14 protein-coding genes are annotated in these 21,129 nt (G+C 71.0%); 7 read left to right on the top strand and 7 right to left on the bottom strand.

The features are described from left to right. Positions 1-141: 141 nt before the first annotated feature. Positions 142-2,265, bottom strand: a complete 2,124-nt coding sequence (locus AB0D49_RS02955) for a serine/threonine-protein kinase (RefSeq protein ID WP_362749678.1) — start codon at positions 2,263-2,265, stop codon at positions 142-144. Positions 2,266-2,735: 470 nt separating this feature from the next. Then, positions 2,736-4,442, bottom strand: coding sequence for a glycerol-3-phosphate dehydrogenase/oxidase (locus tag AB0D49_RS02950; protein WP_362749675.1), 1,707 nt, complete (start codon positions 4,440-4,442; stop codon positions 2,736-2,738). A 364-nt stretch (positions 4,443-4,806) separates the two neighbouring features. Here AB0D49_RS02950 and AB0D49_RS02945 point away from each other — a divergent pair, with 364 nt between their 5' ends. Continuing rightward, on the top strand, positions 4,807-6,015 hold the full coding sequence (locus tag AB0D49_RS02945) for a nucleotide sugar dehydrogenase (RefSeq protein WP_362749672.1): 1,209 nt from the start codon (positions 4,807-4,809) through the stop codon (positions 6,013-6,015). 579 nt (positions 6,016-6,594) lie between these two features. Here AB0D49_RS02945 and AB0D49_RS02940 read toward each other — a convergent pair. The 4 genes from AB0D49_RS02940 to AB0D49_RS02925 all read right to left on the bottom strand — a co-directional run bounded on the left by AB0D49_RS02940 (position 6,595) and on the right by AB0D49_RS02925 (position 11,113). Further along, positions 6,595-7,719: a GuaB3 family IMP dehydrogenase-related protein gene (locus tag AB0D49_RS02940; protein ID WP_362749669.1), complete on the bottom strand. Its 1,125-nt coding sequence runs from the start codon at positions 7,717-7,719 to the stop codon at positions 6,595-6,597. A 106-nt stretch (positions 7,720-7,825) separates the two neighbouring features. Next, a complete protein-coding gene (gene guaB, locus AB0D49_RS02935) occupies positions 7,826-9,334 on the bottom strand; it encodes an IMP dehydrogenase (RefSeq protein WP_362749666.1) in 1,509 nt (502 codons plus the stop codon). Positions 9,335-9,500: 166 nt separating this feature from the next. Continuing rightward, a complete protein-coding gene (locus tag AB0D49_RS02930) occupies positions 9,501-10,088 on the bottom strand; it encodes a sigma-70 family RNA polymerase sigma factor (RefSeq protein ID WP_362749663.1) in 588 nt (195 codons plus the stop codon). 413 nt (positions 10,089-10,501) lie between these two features. After that, positions 10,502-11,113 (bottom strand): response regulator transcription factor, encoded by a 612-nt coding sequence (locus tag AB0D49_RS02925; RefSeq protein ID WP_003948568.1) that lies wholly within the window; start codon positions 11,111-11,113, stop codon positions 10,502-10,504. A 379-nt stretch (positions 11,114-11,492) separates the two neighbouring features. Here AB0D49_RS02925 and AB0D49_RS02920 point away from each other — a divergent pair, with 379 nt between their 5' ends. Next, the gene (locus tag AB0D49_RS02920; protein ID WP_362749660.1) at positions 11,493-11,831 is read left to right on the top strand and encodes a WhiB family transcriptional regulator; all 339 of its coding nucleotides are present in this window, start codon (positions 11,493-11,495) and stop codon (positions 11,829-11,831) included. 64 nt (positions 11,832-11,895) lie between these two features. Here the strand turns inward: AB0D49_RS02920 and AB0D49_RS02915 are convergent, their stop codons facing one another. Continuing rightward, complete coding sequence (locus AB0D49_RS02915; protein WP_362749656.1) at positions 11,896-12,828, bottom strand: LysR family transcriptional regulator; 933 nt, start codon at positions 12,826-12,828, stop codon at positions 11,896-11,898. Positions 12,829-12,908: 80 nt separating this feature from the next. Here AB0D49_RS02915 and AB0D49_RS02910 point away from each other — a divergent pair, with 80 nt between their 5' ends. The 5 genes from AB0D49_RS02910 to AB0D49_RS02890 all read left to right on the top strand — a co-directional run bounded on the left by AB0D49_RS02910 (position 12,909) and on the right by AB0D49_RS02890 (position 21,102). Beyond that, a complete protein-coding gene (locus tag AB0D49_RS02910) occupies positions 12,909-13,577 on the top strand; it encodes an MOSC domain-containing protein (RefSeq protein WP_362749653.1) in 669 nt (222 codons plus the stop codon). Between the two features lie 87 nt (positions 13,578-13,664). Then, positions 13,665-14,438, top strand: a complete 774-nt coding sequence (locus tag AB0D49_RS02905; RefSeq protein WP_362749650.1) for an SDR family oxidoreductase — start codon at positions 13,665-13,667, stop codon at positions 14,436-14,438. Between the two features lie 194 nt (positions 14,439-14,632). Beyond that, positions 14,633-19,036 carry a BREX system serine/threonine kinase PglW gene (pglW, locus tag AB0D49_RS02900; protein WP_362749647.1) on the top strand — a complete coding sequence of 1,468 codons (4,404 nt, stop codon included), beginning with the start codon at positions 14,633-14,635 and terminating at the stop codon, positions 19,034-19,036. A 109-nt stretch (positions 19,037-19,145) separates the two neighbouring features. Continuing rightward, a complete protein-coding gene (locus AB0D49_RS02895; RefSeq protein WP_362749645.1) occupies positions 19,146-20,516 on the top strand; it encodes an ATP-binding protein in 1,371 nt (456 codons plus the stop codon). Between the two features lie 55 nt (positions 20,517-20,571). Beyond that, complete coding sequence (locus tag AB0D49_RS02890) at positions 20,572-21,102, top strand: RloB family protein (protein WP_362749642.1); 531 nt, start codon at positions 20,572-20,574, stop codon at positions 21,100-21,102. Positions 21,103-21,129: the final 27 nt, after the last annotated feature.

The raw sequence follows: 21,129 nt of genomic DNA, 5'->3' as shown, positions 1-21,129 counted from the left end.
GTCGGTCAATTCCGTTCGTCAGGCGTCCCGTTCCAGATGCGTACGGTTCGCAGGCACTCACGATACGTGCCGGAGGCAATTCGCATTGAAGGATGGGACATCTCCTCGTCCCTACCCGCTTCCGCCCCCGGTTCTACCCGTTCACGGCTTGGGTTCGAAGGACTCCGTCAGCGTCCGCCAGGTCGCCGCCCGCTCGCTGTCGCCCCAATTGGCCGCTTTCGCCGTGTACATCAGCGCATAGCCCTGGTCGTCGTCCACGACGAACCCCCGGTCGATCGTGCGGTACGCCGTCCCGCCCTCGGTGTAGGTGAACTCCCAGTCGGCCGTGTTCCAGCCGCGGTAGTCCACCGCCGCTATTCGTATCCGCTCGTACTGGGCGCGGGTCATCGACCCTTCCTGGTTCTTCCAGTCGGCCACCGGGTCGTCCTTGGGCGTCGATGTCCAGCCGATCAGCAGCCGCTGTCCGTCCGGTCCGGTGAAGCGGTCCCCGGCGGCGCCGGAGGAGGCGTACTTCCAGCCCTTGGGCAGCCCGATCGAGTAGCCCTGCTGTCCCTCGTGCGTCGAGGCCGCGCCGCCGGTGCCCTCCGCCGGGTCGCCGGTCTCACCGGTGTCGTCGGAGGCGTCGTCCGAGCCCTCCTCGCCGTCGGGCTGGGCACCGCCGCCCGCCGCGGGGGAACCGCCCCCGGTCGCCGGGTCGGTGGCCTGGCCGTCGGTGTCGGTGCCCCCGCTCTCGTCGGACCGGGTGTCGGCGCTCGCCGAAGCACCGGCCTTCCCGGCATCCCCGGACCGGGCGTCCGTGTCGCCGTCGTTCCCGGCGAACGCGATGGTCAGCACCACCCCGAGCACCGCCAGCGCCGCCACCACGGCGATGATGACCAGCGTCCGCCTCGGCACCACGTCGGTCAGGGACGCCCTGGGCGCCGACCGCGCGGGCAGATCCGGCGGCGGCACGACGGGCCACCCCGACGGACTCCGCCCACCCGCCACACCACTCCCGGAGACGGACGAGGCCGCCGGAGAAGCGGCCCCCGGGGCAGGACCAGGGGAGACGGACGAGGACCGGGAGGAGGACGAGGAAGCCCTCGCCGTTCCCCCACCGTCAGCGGTATCGGTACCCGAACCCGCCCCCGCCTTCGCCGCCTTGGCCGGCATACCCGCCGTCAGCGAAGCCGCGCCCTCGACGGCGGCCTCCCCACCGGCCCCGGCACCCGCACCCGCCTCCGCGCCCACCGCGGTCGCGCCCACCGCACCGGCCCCGGCGGCTGCCGCGCCCTTCCGGCCGAGCAGCGATCCACGCCGCCGCTCACCGGGCTCACCGCTCTTCCGGCCGCCCGCACGGCCCTGTTCGGCGCGCCGGTCGGGCTGCGGCGGCAGCGGCACCACCTGGGTGGCGTCCGCCGGTTCGCCCGGCTCCGGCGCCTGGATCACCGCGTGCAGCTTGGCCCGCGCACCGGCGTCGTCGAGCCGCTTCGCCGGGTCCTTGGTGAGCAGACCGCGGATGACCTCGGCCAGCGCCCCCGCGTTCTTCGGCTCCTCCAGCGGCTCGGTCATCACCGCTGTGAGCGTGGCGATGGCGGAGCCCTTGTCGTAGGGCGGGGCGCCCTCGACGGCCGCGTAGAGCAGACCGCCGAGTGACCAGAGGTCGGCCGCCGGACCGGGCTTGTGGCCGCGGGCGCGCTCCGGCGAGATGTAGGAGGGGGCGCCGACGAGCATGCCGGTCGAGGTGATGGACGGGTCGCCCTCGACCTGGGCGATGCCGAAGTCGGTGAGCACCACCCGGCCGTCCTCGGCGATCAGCACATTGGACGGCTTCACATCGCGGTGCAGGATGCCCTCGCGGTGCGCCGAGCGCAGGACGTCGAGGATGGCGAGGCCCACCTCGGCCGCGCGCCTCGGCTCCAGCAGCCCGTCCTCACGGATCACCTCGGCCAGGGACTTGCCCTCGACCAGCTCCATCACGATCCAGGGCCGGTCGTCCTCCTGGACCACGTCGAAGACCGTGACCGCGCTGGTGTTGCGGATACGCGCGATGGCTTTGGCCTCGCGCAGCGTACGGGTGATGAGGCGGCGTTTCTCCTCCTCGTCGATGCTCGACGGGAACCGCAGTTCCTTGACGGCGACCGTCCGCCCCAGCGTCTCGTCCTCGGCCCGCCACACCGTGCCCATGCCGCCGCGGCCGAGTACGTCCCCCAGCCGGTAGCGCCCGGCGAGGAGACGTGCGCTCTGGTCCTGTCGGGGTGCCCCCACTCGCTCCGCGTCCGACATGCGTCCCCTCATGCAACCCGCCCTGACAGAGGCTCCATTGTCCCTCACCCGACAAGTGCTCAGCGCCCCGGGTGCCCTTCACCGACCCCCGCCGCAGCCGCTCCCCTCCCCACCACCCGAATCCGGCCCGTACACCGCCCGACACCAGTGGAACGAGCCACCCTCGAACGAAGATCCCGGCCTCATACACTCATTCGGGTGACATAACGAACACCGCGGGAATGGAACCAGCCACTCCCCCATCTCCCTCCCCACAAGCCCCGACGGCCCCTCGCACAACCCCACCACAGCCCTAGCCCTCCCACAGCCCCGGCACACACACGCGCGCTCTCCCCCCAGGGCGCCCCCGCGCGCCCCAACGTCTCCTCCCGCGCCCAGCGACGCCCGCTGACACCCGGTCAGTGCGGCACGCCGGACCAGTGCCGCACGCCGGACCAGTGCCGCACGCCGGATCAGAACTGCACGCTGGATCAGAGCGGCACGATGTCCGGTGCCCCCAGCCGCGCCGCGTCCGCCGTCAGATCGTCCGGCTGCCGCTGCGACTCCCGCTCCGCCTCCACCCGCTTCTCGTAGTGCTCGACCTCGCGCTCGATCTGGTCCTTGTCCCAGCCGAGCACCGGCGCCATCAACTCCGCCGCCTCGCGCGCGCTGCGGGTGCCCCGGTCGAAGGTCTCGATGGAGATCCGCGTACGCCGGGTCAGGACGTCGTCCAGATGGCGCGCCCCCTCGTGCGAGGCGGCGTACACGATCTCGGCGCGCAGATAGTCGTCGGCGTACTGGAGCGGTTCGCCCAGCGAGGAGTCGGCGGCGATCAGTTCGAGGACTTCCTCGGCCAGCGAGCCGAACCGGTTGAGCAGATGCTCGACCCGCACCACATGCAGTCCCGTGCGGGCGGCGATCCGCGCCCGCGCGTTCCACAGCGCCCGGTAGCCCTCCGCGCCGATCAGCGGGATGTCCTCGGTGACACAGTCGGCGACCCGCATGTCCAGCCCGCGCGCGGCCTCGTCCACCGCGTCCTTGGCCATCACCCGGTACGTGGTGTACTTCCCGCCCGCCACCACGACCAGGCCCGGCGCCGGATGGGCCACGGTGTGCTCCCGCGACAGCTTGCTGGTGGCGTCGGACTCACCGGCCAGCAGCGGGCGCAGCCCGGCGTAGACACCTTCCACGTCGTCGCGGGTGAGCGGCACCGAGAGGACCGAGTTGACGTGCTCCAGGAGGTAGTCGATGTCGGCGCTGGACGCGGCCGGGTGGGCCTTGTCGAGGTCCCAGCCGGTGTCGGTGGTGCCGATGATCCAGTGCCGCCCCCAGGGGATGACGAACAGCACGGACTTCTCGGTCCGCAGGATCAGACCGGTCGTGGAACTGACCCGGTCCTTGGGGACGACGAGGTGGATGCCCTTGGAGGCGCGGACATGGAACTGCCCGCGCTCGCCGACCATCGCCTGGGTGTCGTCGGTCCACACCCCGGTGGCGTTGACGATCTGCTTGGCGTGGATCTCGTACTCACCGCCCGCCTCGACGTCCTGCACACGGGCGCCCACGACCCGCTCGCCCTCGCGCAGGAAGCCGGTCACCCGGGCCCGGTTGGCGACCATGGCGCCATAGGCAGCCGCCGTGCGGATCAGGGTGGCGACATAGCGGGCGTCGTCCATCTGGGCGTCGTAGTACTGCAACGCGCCGACCAGGGCGTCCTTCTTCAGACAGGGGGCGACGCGCAGGGCGTGACGGCGGGTCAGATGGCGGTGCATGGGCAGGCCCCTGCCATGGCCCCGGGCCATCGACATCGTGTCGTAGAGGGCGACGCCCGAGCCCGCGTAGAGCCGCTCCCAGCCCTTGTGCTGGAGCGGGTACAGGAACGGCACCGGTTTGACCAAGTGCGGGGCGAGCCGCTCCAGCAGCAGGCCGCGCTCCTTGAGGGCCTCGCGCACCAACGCGAAGTCCAGCATCTCCAGATAGCGCAGCCCGCCGTGGATCAGCTTGCTGGATCGGCTTGAGGTGCCGGACGCCCAGTCGCGGGCCTCCACCAGACCGGTGGACAGTCCGCGTGTGACGGCGTCCAGCGCGGTTCCCGCGCCGACCACTCCGCCGCCCACGACCAGCACGTCCAGTTCACGCTCGGCCATTGATGCCAGGGACTGAGCACGCTGCTCCGGCCCCAGTGTCGCTGTCCTCACCACTGCCTCCCGCTCGTCGGTCGCGCCCATCGCACACGGCCCCGTCCGCATCCCCCTGCCCAGATTCTGACCGTCCTGCCCGGCTCCAGCCACCACACACCTCCAGCCTGTGGACAACCTGCCGGTCGGCGCAACGCGAGCCGACCGCCGGAATGGTCGGCGAATGACCTTCCGATGGCCGTCGAATGGCCTGTCCGACCCCGCGACACAAGGAGGCAATGCCGTATTTCGGTCATATTTACTCCTAGTCTGACATTGCGCTGCCCCGTTCTGTCCACAGGGCTTGCGCACCCGCACCACCCCTGCTAGTGCCCGCTACCCGCTTCGGTACCTGGGTCGGTACCCGGGAAGGACGGCTCACGCCATGCCCGCAGATCTCGCCGTCATCGGACTCGGCGCGCTCGGCCTCCCCCTGGCCCAGGCCGCCGTCGCCGCAGGCATCCCCACGGTCGGCTACCCGACCGGACCCGAGACCGGCGGCCTGAGCCCCGCCGACATGCGCCGGATGCTCGCCGAGGGCTACCGCCGGGCCCCCGCCCCCGCCGAGCTGGGCCGCGTCCGCTACGCCGTCATCTGCGCCCCCACCCCGCGCGGCGCCGACGGCGACCCCGACCTCGGCCAGATCGAGACCGCCGCCCGCACCCTCGCCCCCCGGCTGCGCCCCCACACCACCGTCATCCTGGAGTCCCCGGTCCACCCCGGCACCACCGAGACGTTTCTGCGCCCCCTCCTGGAGACCGGTTCAGGGCTCCGCGCGGGCCGCGACTTCCACCTCGCCTACTCCCCCAGCCGGATCGACCCCGGCAACCGCGACGCCGCCCCCGCCACCACCCCCAAGGTCATCGGCGGCCTCACCCCCGCCTGCACCGAGTCCGCCGCCGCCTTCTACAGCCGCCTCACCGACAAGGTGGTCCGCGCGCGGGGCCTGCGCGAGGCCGAGACCGTACAGCTCCTGGAGACCAACTTCCGGCACGTCAACATCGCCCTCGTCAACGAGATGGCCGTCCTCTGCCACGACCTCGGCGTCGACCTCTGGGACGTCATCCGCTGCGCCGAGACCAAGCCCTACGGCTTCCACGCCTTCCGCCCCGGCCCCGGCGTCGGCGGCCACACCGCCCCCCAGGCCCTCACCGGCCCCTCCGGCCGCGGCCTGCGCATGGTCGAACTGGCCCGCCACGTCAACGAACAGATGCCCCGCTACGTCGTCCAGCGCGCCGCCACCCTCCTCAACGAGCACGGCAAGTCCGCCCGCGGCGCCCGCGTCCTGCTCCTCGGCGTCACCTACAAACCCGACCTCGCGGACCAGCAGAGCACCCCCGCCCACGAGATCGCCGTCCGCCTGATGGAACTCGGCGCCGCGGTCAGCTACCACGACCCCCACATCGCGTCCTGGAACGTCCTGGACCGCCCGGTCCCCCGCGCCGACTCCCTCTACGAGGCCGCCGCCGACGCCGACCTCACGATCCTGCTCCAGCAGCACCGCACCTACGACCTCCAGGGCCTCTCCGTGAAGGCCCAGCTCCTCCTCGACACCCGAGGAGCCACCCCGACCGGCGCGGCGCACAGGTTGTGAACAAGGGGCGCGCGGAGGCACGACCTCACCAGACCTGCTGGCACCCGACTGCCACGCCCAGTACGGTGGAATCAGGTGGAGCCCACCGCAGAGGCTACTGCGGCAGGCTCCTGGATGGATCACGGAGTGTCCGCCCCTAATGTGTTTGGGGGCGGCCGCTCACCATCCGAAAATCCGCAAGATCCACCTCCTCCGGCACTTCACCAGCCACAGCCGGCTCCGATCCCAGCGAGTGGGCTTGCGGTGACGTCCCATGGACGCCCCCTTCCACGATGCCGCCCATTAGCCCGGTGGACGGTCGATTGGAATCGGGCCGGGCCCCGAGGAGCCGGGGTCCGGAACAAATCCTTGGAAGGGGGCGTCCCACACAACTGGGGCGCCACACAAGAAAGTTACCGCCCCGAATAACCCATTCGGCCCACAGAGCCCCCGAACACCACCGCGCGCCCCCTGCACACCTCGCGCGCCCCACCCGGCACACGAAAAGGCCCGGACCTCACAGGTCCGGGCCTTTCGAATACCGCCGTACGGCAATACGCGGGCACAGCAAAAAGCCGTACGGCGATTACCGCGCGATGCCTACCGCCGGTGCTGGGAGTCCGCCACCGTGACTTCCACGCGCTGGAATTCCTTCAGCTCGCTGTAACCGGTCGTGGCCATCGCCCGCTTCAGCGCGCCGAAGAAGTTCATCGAGCCGTCGGACGTGTGGGACGGCCCGGTGAGGATCTCCTCGATGGTGCCGACCGTGCCGAGGTCCACCTTCTTGCCGCGCGGCAGTTCGGCGCTGACCGCCTCCATGCCCCAGTGGTGCCCCCGGCCGGGCGCGTCGGTCGCGCGGGCGAGCGGGGAGCCCATCATCACCGAGTCGGCGCCGCAGGCGATGGCCTTGGGCAGGTCGCCGGACCAGCCGACCCCGCCGTCGGCGATGACATGGACGTACCGGCCGCCGGACTCGTCCATGTAGTCGCGGCGGGCGGCGGCGACATCCGCCACCGCGGTGGCCATCGGGACCTGGATGCCGAGGACGTTGCGGGTGGTGTGGGCGGCGCCGCCGCCGAAGCCGACCAGGACACCGGCGGCGCCCGTGCGCATCAGGTGCAGGGCGGCGGTGTAGGTGGCACAGCCGCCGACGATCACCGGGACGTCCAGCTCGTAGATGAACTGCTTCAGGTTCAGCGGCTCGTGCGAGGAGGAGACGTGCTCGGCGGAGACCGTCGTACCGCGGATGACGAACAGGTCCACGCCCGCGTCGACCACGGCCTTGGAGAACTGGGCCGTGCGCTGCGGGGAGAGCGCGGCGGCGGTGACCACGCCGGAGTCGCGCACCTCCTTGATGCGCGCGCCGATCAGCTCCTCCTTGATGGGCGCGGCGTAGATCTCCTGGACGCGCCGGGTGGCGGCCTCGGCGGGCAGCTCGGCGATCTCGTCGAGCAGCGGCTGCGGGTCCTCGTAGCGGGTCCAGAGTCCTTCGAGGTTGAGGACGCCCAGGCCGCCCAGCTCGCCGATGCGGATGGCGGTGGCCGGGGAGACGACCGAGTCCATGGGGGCGGCCAGGAACGGCAGCTCGAAGCGGTAGGCGTCGATCTGCCAGGCGATGGAGACCTCCTTCGGGTCCCGCGTACGACGGCTGGGGACGACGGCGATGTCGTCGAAGGCGTACGCCCGCCGGCCGCGCTTTCCGCGCCCGATCTCGATCTCAGTCACGTGTGTGGCCTTTCCCTGATGCGTTGCAGCGCCTTCCAGTATCACCGACGGGCACGACGAGGGCGGCCCCGGAGCTTCCGGAGCCGCCCTCGGTCACGGACGGTGGCTACTTGTTGCGGCTGTAGTTCGGTGCCTCGACGGTCATCTGGATGTCGTGGGGGTGGCTCTCCTTGAGACCCGCCGATGTGATCCGGACGAACCGGCCGCCCTCCTGGAGCTGCGGGACGGTCCGGCCGCCGACGTAGAACATCGACTGGCGCAGGCCGCCGACCAGCTGGTGGACGACGGAGGCGAGCGGACCGCGGTAGGGCACCTGGCCCTCGATACCCTCGGGCACGAGCTGGTCGTCGGAGGCGACGCCCTCCTGGAAGTAGCGGTCCTTGGAGAAGGACTTGCGTTCGCCCCGGGTCTGCATGGCCCCGAGCGAGCCCATGCCGCGGTACGACTTGAACTGCTTGCCGTTGATGAAGAGCAGCTCGCCCGGCGACTCCTCGCAGCCCGCGAGCAGCGAGCCCAGCATCACCGTGTCGGCGCCCGCGACCAGGGCCTTGGCGATGTCGCCGGAGTACTGGAGGCCGCCGTCGCCGATGACCGGGACGTCGGCCGCCTTGGCGGCGAGGGACGCCTCGTAGATGGCGGTGACCTGGGGGACGCCGACACCGGCGACGACCCGGGTGGTACAGATCGAGCCGGGTCCGACGCCGACCTTGATGCCGTCGACACCGGAGTCGATCAGGGCCTGGGCGCCGTCGCGGGTGGCGACGTTGCCGCCGATGACGTCGACGCCGTCCGCGTTCGACTTGATCTTGGCGACCATGTCGCCGACCAGCCGGGAGTGGCCGTGGGCGGTGTCCACGACGATGAAGTCGACACCGGCCTCGACCAGCGCCTGCGCCCGCTCGAAGGAGTCCCCGGCGACCCCGACGGCGGCACCGACCAGGAGCCGTCCCTCGGCGTCCTTGGCGGCGTTCGGGTACTTCTCGGCCTTGACGAAGTCCTTGACCGTGATCAGGCCCTTGAGGACGCCGCCGTCGTCGACCAGCGGCAGCTTCTCGATCTTGTGGCGGCGCAGCAGCTCCATGGCGTCCACGCCGGAGATGCCGACCTTGCCGGTGACCAGCGGCATCGGCGTCATGACCTCGCGGACCCGGCGGGCGCGGTCGGTCTCGAAGGCCATGTCACGGTTGGTGACGATGCCGAGCAGCTTCTTGTCGCCGTCGGTGACCGGGACGCCGCTGATGCGGAACTTGGCGCACAGCGCGTCGGCCTCGGCGAGGGTGGCGTCCGGGTGGATGGTGATCGGGTCGGTGACCATGCCGGACTCGGACCGCTTGACCAGGTCGACCTGGTTGGCCTGGTCTTCGATGGAGAGATTGCGGTGCAGGACGCCGACGCCGCCCTGGCGGGCCATCGCGATCGCCATACGCGATTCGGTGACCTTGTCCATGGCGGCGGACAGCAGCGGGATGTTCACCCGCACATTCCGGGAGACGTACGAGGCGGTGTCGATCTCGTCGGGAGCCATGTCCGACGGGCCCGGCAGCAGCAGCACGTCGTCGTAGGTCAGCCCGAGGGTCGCGAATTTGCCGGGCACTCCGTCGACGTTGGCAGTCATGACACCTTCCCCATATGGCCTTGCTCGGTGCGGATGTCCATGCTAACGGGAAGCGAGGGGCTCTCATTCCACGGTTCCGGTTGCCCACGGGCTTCGTATGTTCGTACGGAGGCGTCGGGCCGCCTGTTCATCGCCGGGCCACGAGAGCGGGAAAACGGGGGTGGGGCTACTGCTCGGCCAGTGCCCGCAGCCTGCTCAGGGCCCGGTGCTGGGCCACTCGGACGGCCCCCGGTGACATTCCCAACATCTGCCCGGTCTCCTCCGCAGTCAAGCCCACGGCGATCCGCAGCAGCAGCAGCTCGCGCTGGTTCTCGGGGAGGTTGGCGAGGAGTTTCTTGGCCCATTCGGCGTCGCTGCTGAGCAGGGCGCGCTCCTCGGGGCCGAGGGAGTCGTCGGGGCGCTCGGGCATCTCGTCGGAGGGGACGGCCGTGGACCCGGGGTGGCGCATGGCGGCGCGCTGGAGGTCGGCGACCTTGTGCGCGGCGATGGCGAAGACGAACGCCTCGAAGGGGCGGCCCGTGTCCCGGTAGCGCGGCAGGGCGAGGAGGACGGCGACGCACACCTCCTGCGCCAGGTCCTCCACGAAGTGCCGGGCGTCGCCGGGGAGCCGGGACAGCCGGGTGCGGCAGTAGCGCAGGGCGAGGGGGTGGACATGGGCGAGCAGGTCGTGCGTTGCCTGCTCGTCCCCGTCGACGGCGCGATGGACGAGCGCGCCGATCGCCCCTTGGGGGCTGCCCGCATCGTCGTCACGCATCGGACCATGGTGCCTTGGCGCTGTCGCCTCCGTGGCACCGCCTTGGTGGTTGTGCACCGAAGCGTTATGAGCAGGTGCGCCGGAACTCATCCCCTGCGCCCTCCCCTTCCGCTCGACCGACTCGTCCCCGAGGAACTCCACACCCTCAAGGATGCGGCATCCGCCGCGAAACGAGCAGCGGGCGTCCGGGGGACCGTCGAACCACCCCCCGTCCGCCGCACGGCAGACGGGGCGGGACGACGTTCACGGTCCGGTCGGCGACGCGCGCGCTCCCTCGGCCGACGGGGGGTCCGGCGGCCGGGCTGCTCCCCCCGGGAGAAGTCCGGGAGAAGTCCGGGACAGGCCCGAAACAGGCCCGGAAACAGGCCCGGAAACAGGTCCGGAACAGGTTCTGGGCTGGTCCGGGACCGGCCCTAACGGACCAGCCCCCACCGGAATCCGAGGGCCACCGCGTGCGCCCGGTCGGACGCGCCCAGCTTCTTGAAGAGGCGTCGCGCGTGAGTCTTCACCGTGTCCTCGGAGAGGAACAGCTCGCGTCCGATCTCGGCGTTGGAGCGGCCGTGGCTCATTCCTTCCAGCACCTGGATCTCGCGTGCGGTGAGCGTCGGCGCGGCGCCCATCTCGGCGGAGCGCAGCCGGCGCGGGGCCAGCCGCCAGGTGGGGTCGGCGAGCGCCTGCGTCACCGTGGCCCGCAGTTCGGCGCGCGAGGCGTCCTTGTGCAGATAGCCGCGGGCCCCGGCGGCGACCGCGAGGGCCACTCCGTCGAGATCCTCGGCGACGGTGAGCATGATGATGCGCGCTCCGGGGTCGGCGGACAGCAGCCGCCGTACGGTCTCGACGCCGCCCAGTCCGGGCATGCGTACGTCCATCAGAATCAGGTCCGAGCGATCGGCACCCCAGCGGCGGAGGACTTCCTCGCCGTTGGCCGCCGTCGTCACACGCTCGACGCCGGGCACGGTCGCGACCGCGCGGCGGAGCGCCTCTCGGGCAAGCGGGGAGTCGTCGCAGACGAGGACGGAAGTCATGGCCGCCCTCCGCAGCTGATGCGCGTCACCTTGAGCCTCCAGGCTGGTACGTATCGTCACCGGTGCGGTCGACCGTCTCGGACGTGTGCCCGAGCGCATATTTTTCGACCGCCTCCGCACTCTCAACGATGGTCACTCGAAAGAGTTACGGGGCCGTACGCCGTCTCCGGCACTCTACGTGAGGGGACGGACACAGTGCAGACATGCACAACGGACCCTCAAGGTTTCGTCACAAGCTATGCCCCATTTGGCCCATTTTCTTCCCTTTTACTGGTGTCTGAGGCTAGATTCGCAAGTGGTCATATTTTCATCTCCTTAGATCGTAGTTGTACGGTCGTGGGCACCGTATCCGCTCGAAACGGCTACAAGGGGTCACGTAATGGCAGATTTCTCCCGCCTTCCCGGACCGAACGCGGACCTGTGGGACTGGCAGTTGCTGGCTGCCTGTCGCGGGGTGGACAGCTCGCTCTTCTTCCATCCGGAGGGCGAGCGCGGTGCGGCACGGAGCGCCCGTGAGAACTCGGCCAAGGAGGTCTGCATGAGGTGCCCGGTCCGCGCGGAGTGCGCCGCGCACGCACTGGCGGTGCGTGAGCCGTACGGCGTGTGGGGCGGGCTCACCGAGGACGAGCGCGAAGAGCTGATGGGGCGGGCGCGCAACCGGCTGGTACCGGCGAGCGCGGCGGCCGGCGGCAACGGCGGCACCGCTACCCGCCACTGACGTCATCAGCCAACGAAGTAACGTTTCTGCACTATCGGGGGCATCTTGGCGTGCCCCGTCCCGCTCAGCGGGGCGGCAGCAGCCGGCCCGCCGCCCGCTCCAGTTCGTCCAGGGTCGCCGCGACCGCCGGGACCTGGGCCAGATCGGGCAGGGTCAGGGCGACGATCTCGCGCCGGACCGCCGGTTCCAGGGTCACCGTGCGCGCACCGCGCGGCCGTACCGACTCCACCGCCAGTTGCGGCAGGACCGCCACTCCGAGGCCCGCGCCGACCAGGCCGACCACCGCCGGGTAGTCGTCGGTGGCGAAGTCGATGCGGGGAGTGAAGCCCGCGCCCTCGCACACCTCCACCAGTTGCCCCCGGCAGCGCGGACAGCCCGCGATCCAGGGCTCACCGGCGAGTTCGCCGATGGCGACGGACGCGGCGCGGGCCAGCGGGTGCCGCTCGGGCACCAGGGCCACCAGCCGGTCCCGCAGCAGGGGCCGGACGACCAGGTCGTCCCACTCATCCCCGGCGTCGCCGACACCACCGGTGCCTCTCGCGCCCTCGTAGCGGAAGGCGAGGGCCAGATCGCAGTCGCCCTCGCGCAGCAGTTCGACCGAGCGCGGCGGCTCGGCCTCCTCCAGGGAGACCCGGGTGCCCGGGTGGGCGGCGCGCAGGGCGGCCAGCGCGGTGGGGACCAGGGCGGAACTGCCGCTGGGGAAGGAGACCAGCCGTACCCGCCCGGCCCGCAGCCCGGCGATGGCGGCGACCTCCTCCTCGGCGGCGGTGAGCCCGGCGAGGATGCCCGACGCGTGCCGGACCAGGGCCTCGCCCGCCTGGGTCAGTCGCATCTCGCGCCCGCTGCGCACCAGCAGCGGGGTGCCCACGGACGACTCCAGCGCCTTCATCTGCTGGCTGACGGCGGGCTGGGTGCAGCCCAGCTCGCGCCCCGCCGCCGAGAAGGACCCGGTGGTGGCGACGGCACGCAGGACACGGAGATGGCGGGCCTCGATCATCCTTCGAGCATAAGCGGACCTTGGGGCGAGGGCGGAATATTGCGGCGCCACTTTGCCCCGGATCGGCATACCGTGAGGTCATGAAGCTGCTGTCTGTGAATCTGGGCCAGGCCCGACCCGTGCCGTACACCGATCATCCGGACGGGGTGACCGGGATCGACAAGCGGCCGGTGGCCGGGCCGGTGCGGGTGACGGCGCCGGGGCCGAAGGGGACCGGCGGGAGCGGGCTGGCCGGGGACGTGATCTGCTCCCTGCGCCACCACGGCGGGGACGACCAGGCGGTGTACGCGATGGCCCGCGAGGACCTGGACGCCTGGCAGGACGAGCTGGGCCGGGAGCTGTCCGACGGGGCGTTCGGCGAGAACCTCACCACGCTCGGCCTCGACGTCTCCGGCGCGCTGATCGGCGAGCGCTGGCGGATCGGCCCCGACCTGCTGCTCGAGGTGACCTGCGGCCGGGTGCCGTGCCGGACCTTCCAGGGGCATCTGGGCGAGGAGCGCTGGGTACGGCGGTTCACCGAGCGGGCGGCGCCGGGGGCGTATCTGCGGGTGATCGAGCCGGGCGAGATCCGGGCGGGGGACGAGGTGCGGATCGAGCACCGGCCGGACCACGCGGTGACGGTCGAACTGGAGTTCCGCGCCCGGACCACCCGCCGGGACCTCCTCCCGGAACTGCGGCCCGCGCGGGACGCCCTGCACCCCGAGTCGGTCGACGCCATCGACAAGTACCTGGCGAAATACGGCTCTTGACGGAACGTCATGCGGGGACCCTGTGGAAGCCCGGCGAAGGACCTTCCGGCGTCCTCGGAAAGTGGCGCGGGTCACTAATCTTGCGCCATGACAAGGGCTCTGATTACGGGATCGACGGCGGGCATCGGTGCCGCGTTCGCCCGTCGGCTGGCGGCCGACGGGCATGACCTCGTCCTGGTGGCACGGGACGACAAGCGGCTGCGCGAGCAGGCGACCGAACTGCACGACCGGCACGGCATCGAGGCGGAGGTGCTGCGCGCCGATCTCGCCGGGGACACCGGTATCGAGGCGGTCGCCGCCCGCCTCGGCGACCGCAAGAACCCGGTGGACCTGCTGGTGAACAACGCCGGTTTCGGCAACAAGGGCCGCTATCTCGACGTCCCCATGGCCGACGAGCTGCGGATGCTGAAGGTGCACTGCGAGGCGGTGCTGCGGCTGACCTCGGCGGCGGCGGAGTCGATGCGGGAGCGGGGCCGGGGCGGGGTGGTCAATGTGGCCTCGGTCGCCGCGTTCGTGCCGCGCGGCACCTATGGGGCGTCCAAGGCGTGGGTGGTCCAGTTCACCCAGGGCGCGGCGCGGGACCTGGCGGGCAGCGGGGTACGGCTGATGGTGCTGTGCCCCGGCTTCGTCCGGACCGAGTTCCATGAGCGGGCGGGCATGGGCACCGACAACATCCCCGGCTGGATGTGGCTCGACGCGGACAAGGTGGTCGCCGAGGCGCTCACGGACCTGGCCCGCGGCAAGTCCTTGTCGATCCCGGACCCGCGGTACAAGGCGCTGATGGGGGTGGCGAAGGTGGTGCCGCGGGGGATGCTCGGGGGGATCTCGTCGCGGACGGGACGGAAGTACGGGCCGCAGTAGGCACAGTAAATAAGGAGTACTCCGGGAGTCGGAAGCGCCCTGCGGTCGTGCGGTCGAAAGGGAGCGGGCCGGTACTGCTTCGGGAGGGACGGCTGTCAGAGGGGGCGACTAGGATTTCGGTCCTGTCGTAGGAGGAGACCCGGGGGCTGCGGCACCCGTGTCCCCTCTCCCCTGCCGCCCTCCGGAGGTGCCCGGTGCCCGCTGGTCCGAAGCCGACGGCTCCCGCTCCACGAGAGCGCTGGTTCCAGCCCCGGCGGTCCGGTTTCCGGTGGGAGCAGGAGGGGCTGGACCATCTGCGGGCCCTGATGCCGAAGACCGAACCGCACCGGGCGTGGGCGACCTTCCAGTTCACCGCCGCCTCGGGCCGGATCAACGAGTGCGATGTGCTGATCGCGGTGCCCGGCGGGCTCTATCTGCTGGAGCTGAAGGGGCACCCCGGCCGCGTGGTGAACCACGGTGACACCTGGCAGTTCCATGGCGACCGGGTCCGTACGATCCGCAATCCGCTGCATCTGACGGATCTGAAGGCGAAAGAGCTGAAGGGTCAGTTGGAGCGGGCCGCGCGGGTGCTGAAGATCGACCCCCGGCAGATCCCGTTCATCAAGCCCGCGGTCTTCCTGCACGACCCGGGCCTGGTGAGCCAGCTCGACGAATTCCAGCGCACCTCCGTCTACGGCCTCAACGACGGGGCGAGCGGGCTGCCGAGGATCTGGGACGACCTGCTGGGCCGGCCGCCGGAGCGGGAGAGCTGGCGGATCAGCCCCGTGGTGAGCCAGCGGCTGGAACAGCTGATGCTGAAGATCGGCATCAGCCACTCCACCGCGCATCTGCGGTTCGGGGAAGGCTGGAAGCTGGAACCCCGCGCGCTCGACGCCGGCCCCAGCTGGGAGGACCGGCTCGCGGTGCGGGACGACCAGCTGGTCAAGGAGAGCGGCCGGGTCCGTATCTATCTGTCCGGTGCCGCCGCCTCCGAGGAGCAGCGGGCGAAGGTGGACCGGGCGGCCCGCCGTGAGTACCAGGTGCTGCAGGGCATCAACCATCGCGGGATCGTGCAGGCGGTCCAGATCCGGGAGCATCAGGGCGGTCCGGCGATCCTGTTCCGGCACCGCGAGTCGGATCTCCGGCTCGACGCCTATCTCGACGCGTACGGCGGCAAGCTCACCCCGGCGCTGCGGCTGGACCTGGTCCGGCAGCTCGCCGAGGCGGTCCGTTACGCGCACAACCGGTCCCTCTACCACCGTGCGCTGTCCGCCCGGTCCGTCTATGTGTCGGCGCGTGAGGACGGAGCCGAACCCGTCCTGAGGATCGCCGACTGGCAGACCGCGGCCCGCGACTTCGAGACGTCCCTGCATGTGTCACTGGGCGAGACCCCGCTGGACGGAGGACTCATCGCGGACACCGCGCAGGTGTACCTGGCGCCGGAGACGGACCAGGAGTTCGCCGACCCGGTGGACCTGGATGTGTTCGGTCTCGGTTCGCTCGCCTATCTGCTGCTGACGGGCCGCTCCCCCGCGGACCGCCGCAGCGCGCTGCTGGAGCGGCTCCAGAGCGACAAGGGACTGCACCCGTACGCCGTCTCCGACTCCGTCTCCGCCGCACTGGACACCCTGGTCTTCCGGGCCACGACGGCGGACGTACGGGACCGGCTGGCCTCCGTCGACGAGTTCCTGGAGCTGCTGGCCGCGGCCGAGGCGGACGCGGCGGCCCCGCAGTCCAGCGTCTCCACCGTGGACCCGCTGGTCGTGCAGGCGGGTCAGCAGCTGGACGACACCTGGCTGGTCGTCCGGGTGCTGGGCACGGGCGCGACGGCCCGTGCGCTGCTGGTGCACCGCGTCGACGCCACGGACGGCGAGAACTCGGTGCGGGTCTTCAAGGTCGCCCTGGACCAGGAGAAGGACGCCCGGCTGCTCGCGGAGGCGAAGGCGCTCCAGGAGGTGGGCGGCGGAAAGATCGTCAAGCTGTACGCCGAACCGCGCGACCTGGGCGGTCATACGGCGCTGGAGATCGAGTACGCGGGCGGCTTCCGGTCGGAGCACGACCGTGAGCCGGTGAGTCTGGGCTCGCGACTGCGCGACCAGGGTCCGTTGGGGTACGACCAGCTGGAGCGGTTCGGCAACGACCTGTTCGAGTCCCTGGACACCCTGGCGGCACGGGGTGTGCGGCACCGGGACATCAAGCCGGACAACCTGGGCCTGTTCAAGCGGAGCGACGGCTCCTGGCAGCTGATGCTGTTCGACTTCTCGCTGGCCGACGCGCCGGACCAGGATGTGCAGGCGGGTACGCGCGCCTACCTGGACCCGTTCCTCGGGGGCGCGGGCCGGTCCCGGTACGACGACCACGCCGAGTGGTACGCCGCCGCGGTCACCCTGCACGAGATGGCGTCCGGTGAGCGCCCGGTGTGGGGGGACGGCCAGGGCGATCCCCGGATGGTCGCCGACGCGGCACTGCATGTGTCGGCCGAACTGTTCCCGCAGGCGCTCAGCGAAGGACTCAAGGAGTTCTTCGAGCGGGCGCTGCACCGCGATGTCGAGCAGCGCTACGACAGCCTGGCGCAGTTGCAGGAGGCGTGGCGGCAGGTCTTCCGCCGGGCGGACGCGGCCCGTCCGGCGACCACTCCGGCGACGGTCGGGATCAGCGCGGACGACCTGGAGGACGCGCGGGAGCAGGCCGCCGAGGCGGCGAAGCTGAAGACGCCGCTGGCGGCGGCCGGTCTGTCGCCACGTGCCGTGTCCGTCGCGGAGGGCCTGAAGGCCCACACGGTCGAGGACCTGCTCGACATCCCGCCGCACCTGATCTCCCGGGCGCGCGGCGCGGGCAACGCGATCCGCAAGGAGCTGAACCGCCGCCACCGCCAGTGGACGCAGGCACTGCGCCGCAAGGCCGCCGCGAAGCGGCCGGTGGCCATCGAGCCGGACGCGGCGGAGGAGGTCCTGGAGTCGGTCGACACCCTGGCGGCGCGGCTGACCCCGCCGGAGGGAAAGCGGCGCACCCGGCCCTGTCCCGACGTCATCCGGGCGACGCTGCAACTCCCCGGTGTGCTGGAGGAAGGGGAGGCGCTGGAGGCATGGCCCGCGCAGAGCCAGATCGCCCGGTCGCTGGGCATCAGCCAGCCGACGGTCTCGCAGAACCAGCAGGTGGCGGTGGGCCAGTGGGCGGCCCTGCCGTGGCTGTCCCGGGTCCGTGACGAACTGGTCGCGATCCTCGCCGACCGGGACCGGGTCTCCACCGCCGAGGAACTGGCGTCGGAGCTGCGGGCCCGGCACGGGGCGGGCAGCAGCGACGCCGGTGTGGCGCAGAGCAGGGCGCTGGCCGTGGTCCGGGCCGCGGTCGAGACCGAGCTGCGCAAGCGGGACGACGACGAGCCCGAGGACGGGCAGGAGGCGCAGGCCCGGTTCGATGTGCAGCGGCGTGGCGGCCGGGTGGTCATCGCGCTGGAGGACCAGCCGGGCTCGGACGACCCGACCCCCGCCGAACTCGCCGACTACGCGGCTGCCCTCGGTGAGCAGGCCGCCGATCTCGCGGCCCGCGAACCGCTGCCGGGCCGGGCCACCGTGCTGCGGGCGCTGCGGGCGGTCACGGCGCCCGAGGGCATGGTGCCGGTCGCCGACACCCGGCTGGTGGAGCTGGCGGCGTCGATGGCGGGCGGAGTGGCGGTGTCGCCGCGTCTGGAGCTGTTCCCGCTCGACCTCGGACTGACCCGCGCCCTGCGTATCTCGCAGGCGCCGGCCGGGGTGCGCCCCGAGGCCGGGATCAGCACCGAGGATCTGCTGTCGCGGGTCCGGGCCCGCTTCCCCGGCCTGACCGTGCTGGGCGAGACGACGTACGTGGAGCTGGCCGAAGCCCTGGCCGAGGCGCAGTTCCCCCTGGCGTACGACCCCGCCAAACGCCGTTTCCTGCCACTGTCCCAGGACGGGACGGGCACCGTGCAGGTCGGTTCCTCCTCGGTACTGACCAGCACCAGCTCCCTCTACGCGGCGGCTCAGGGCCGGATAGCCGAGGGGCAGGACCCTCGCGAGCTGCTGGCGGCGCGGCTCACGGAGGCCCACCGCCGCGGCGGCTTCCTGGCGCTCACCCTGAAGGGGCCTGACCTGCCGGGCATCGCCCAGGCGCTGGCCGAGCACCACCAGGTGACCCCGGTCCCGGCGAACACGCTCTTCCTGGACGCCCTGCGGACGCTGTCCGAGGAGCAGTCCGTGCGGTGGGAGGCCCTCCTCAGGGCCGACGCCAAGTTCGCGACGACCGGCACGCTGGGCGCGGCGCTGGCGTCGTACACGCGGCTGGCCGCGGAGCGGGTGGGGCAGCGGGTGGTGGAGCTGGCGGAGTCCGCGGGCCCGCGCTCCATCGTGCTGGTCCATGAGGCCGGGCTGCTGGCCCGTTACTGGGAGGCCGGGGGCAGGGAGCTGCTGGCCACGCTCCAGCAGGCGGCCCGCCGTCCCGCCGACGTTCCGCACGGGATGTGGCTGCTGCTGCCCGCGGAGGACCCGCGGGCGACGCCCACGCTGGACGGGCGGACGGTGGAGGTGGTGGACCGGGTCACCGAGTGGGAGGTCCTGGACGGGCTCTATCTGAAGGGGCTGCGGGCCGCGGCGACCGCGTGACGGAAGATTCGTTCGATGGCCTGATTGCCTTGTTTCGCTTGCCAGCTACCCCTACCGGCGATTCACTTGCACGAAAGCTGGTGAAACTAGCCTGAGAGAGGGGGTGCTCATGCTCTTGAATTTCAGGGTGGCCAACCATCGGTCCATCCGCGATGAACTGGAATGGCAGCTTCAGCCGGTCTACGAGGGGGATCGCCCACCGGGTACGGGCTGGAAGGCGGTACCGGTCGCGGGGATCTTCGGGTCGAACGCGGCGGGGAAGTCCAACGTGGTGGACGCGCTGCGGTACATGGCGGAGATGGTCAAGGGCTCGCATCTCCTGGCCGAGGACGGCGAAGGCGTGACACGGCATCCCTTCCTGGAGGACGTCGTGGACACCGGCTCGTCCTGGTACGTCGCCGATCTCCTGGTGCACGGGGTGCGCTATGCCTACGGCTTCGAGGTGGACGATCTGCGTGTCGTCGGTGAGTGGCTGTACGCCTATCCCGAGGGACGCAAACGGGTGGTGTTCGAGCGGGATGCCGAGGACTTCCGTGCCGGCAGTTCTCAGGAGCATCAGAAGGAGCTGCGTACGGTCGCGGATGTGACCGCGTCGAACGTGCTGTTCCTGACCATGGCGGGCCGGTCCAAGACGGCGATGGATGTGGTGAGCCCGGTCTATCGGTGGTTCCGGGATGATCTGGTGTTCGGCGGACCGTTGAGCATGGGTGGCGGTCCGATTCACCGCAGTGTGCTGCTCAAGCAGTTGGCGGGCCGGTTGATCAGAGGCCGTGAGCCCATCCATCTGCGTGAGCTGCTGCGCGTCGCGGACCTGGGGATCGAGAACTTCCGAGTCGAGACAAGGGAAGAGGAGAGTTACCTGACCGTCGGAGCGGCAGTCCAGGCCCGCTTCCCGCTGGGCGCCGCGCAGGACCCCCGCTTCACGGTCAAGCAGCGCCCGAAGCGGTTGCGGCACGAGCTGTTGCTGTGGCACACCGGCAGGAACGGTCCCTTCGAGGTGCCGCTTGCCGCCGAGTCCGCTGGTACGCAGGCACTGGTCGAGTACGCCATGACCCTGGAGAGTGTGGCCCGCCATGGCGGCACGCTGGTCGTGGACGAGTTGGGCAGCAGTCTGCATCCCCGGCTCAGCGCGTTCCTCGTCACGCTCTTCCAAGATCCCCAGCGGAATCCGCGGGGCGCCCAGTTGCTGTTCACCAGTCATGACGCGAGCCTGCTGGGACGCAGGGCGGGCGAGGACATCCTGAAGCGGGACCAGGTCTGGTTCGTCACGAAGAACGAGTTCGGGGAGAGCTCGCTCTATCCGCTGTCGGACTTCCGTCCGCGCCAGGAGGAGAACCGGGAGCGGCGCTATCTGAGCGGGAGCTACGGCGCCGTTCCGATGATCGATGACACGTTCACGCTGGCGATCGCCGGCCGGGGGGATGCGGATACCGATGGCGAGGGAGCCGAAGCCGGACGGTCGGAGAAGCCCGAGGCGTGAGTCCACGCTCCGCAGGCGGCCTGCCTATCGGGAAGAGTTACCGGCCATCCTGGTGGTGTGCGGTGCGAAGGTCACCGAGCCGCTCTATCTGCGGGGGCTGCTGCGGGCGGTCGACAATCGCGCGGTGGATGTGCGGGTCAAAGTGTGTCCGCGCGACCCGGTGTCCGTGATCCGATACGCGGTGCGGCTGCGTGACCAGGCGGGGGAGCACTACACCCACGTCTGGTGCGTGCTGGACGTGGACGACTTCGATCACCTGGAAGAGACGCTTCAGGTGGCCCGGGACGAGGGCATCGAGGTGGCGCTGTCCCATCCGTGCTTCGAACTGTGGCTCCTCCTGCATTTCCGGGACCATCATGCCGCGATCACCGGATACCAGCAGGCCGCGCGGCTTCTCGTGCCTCATCACCCCGGCTACAGCAAGACAGCCGACAAATTCGACTTCTCCCCTTACCGGGACACCTGGCCGAGCGCCGTGAAGCGCGCGAAGGCGCTGGCGAAAGCCGGTGAGGAACACAAGACGAATCCGTCAACGGGCATGTGGCGACTGGTCTCCCAGATCGTGCCGGATCACCTGCGGGCCTGAGCCGGGGATCTTCCAGGTTCGTCCCCT

The sequence above is a fragment of the Streptomyces sp. NPDC048290 genome (assembly GCF_040652095.1).
GTDB lineage: Bacteria > Actinomycetota > Actinomycetes > Streptomycetales > Streptomycetaceae > Streptomyces.
The sequence above is the reverse complement of the archived record's forward strand: the minus strand, read 5'-3'. Positions and strand labels throughout refer to the sequence as shown.

Excerpts from the sequence above, each read along its gene's own strand:
- AB0D49_RS02955 (WP_362749678.1), bottom strand. The coding sequence starts at position 2,265 with ATGTCGGACGCGGAGCGAGTGGGGGCACCCCGACAGGACCAGAGCGCA.
- AB0D49_RS02945 (WP_362749672.1), top strand. The coding sequence starts at position 4,807 with ATGCCCGCAGATCTCGCCGTCATCGGACTCGGCGCGCTCGGCCTCCCC.
- guaB (WP_362749666.1), bottom strand. The coding sequence starts at position 9,334 with ATGACTGCCAACGTCGACGGAGTGCCCGGCAAATTCGCGACCCTCGGG.
- AB0D49_RS02930 (WP_362749663.1), bottom strand. The coding sequence starts at position 10,088 with ATGCGTGACGACGATGCGGGCAGCCCCCAAGGGGCGATCGGCGCGCTC.
- AB0D49_RS02925 (WP_003948568.1), bottom strand. The coding sequence starts at position 11,113 with ATGACTTCCGTCCTCGTCTGCGACGACTCCCCGCTTGCCCGAGAGGCG.
- AB0D49_RS02920 (WP_362749660.1), top strand. The coding sequence starts at position 11,493 with ATGGCAGATTTCTCCCGCCTTCCCGGACCGAACGCGGACCTGTGGGAC.
- AB0D49_RS02915 (WP_362749656.1), bottom strand. The coding sequence starts at position 12,828 with ATGATCGAGGCCCGCCATCTCCGTGTCCTGCGTGCCGTCGCCACCACC.
- AB0D49_RS02910 (WP_362749653.1), top strand. The coding sequence starts at position 12,909 with ATGAAGCTGCTGTCTGTGAATCTGGGCCAGGCCCGACCCGTGCCGTAC.
- AB0D49_RS02905 (WP_362749650.1), top strand. The coding sequence starts at position 13,665 with ATGACAAGGGCTCTGATTACGGGATCGACGGCGGGCATCGGTGCCGCG.
- AB0D49_RS02895 (WP_362749645.1), top strand. The coding sequence starts at position 19,146 with ATGCTCTTGAATTTCAGGGTGGCCAACCATCGGTCCATCCGCGATGAA.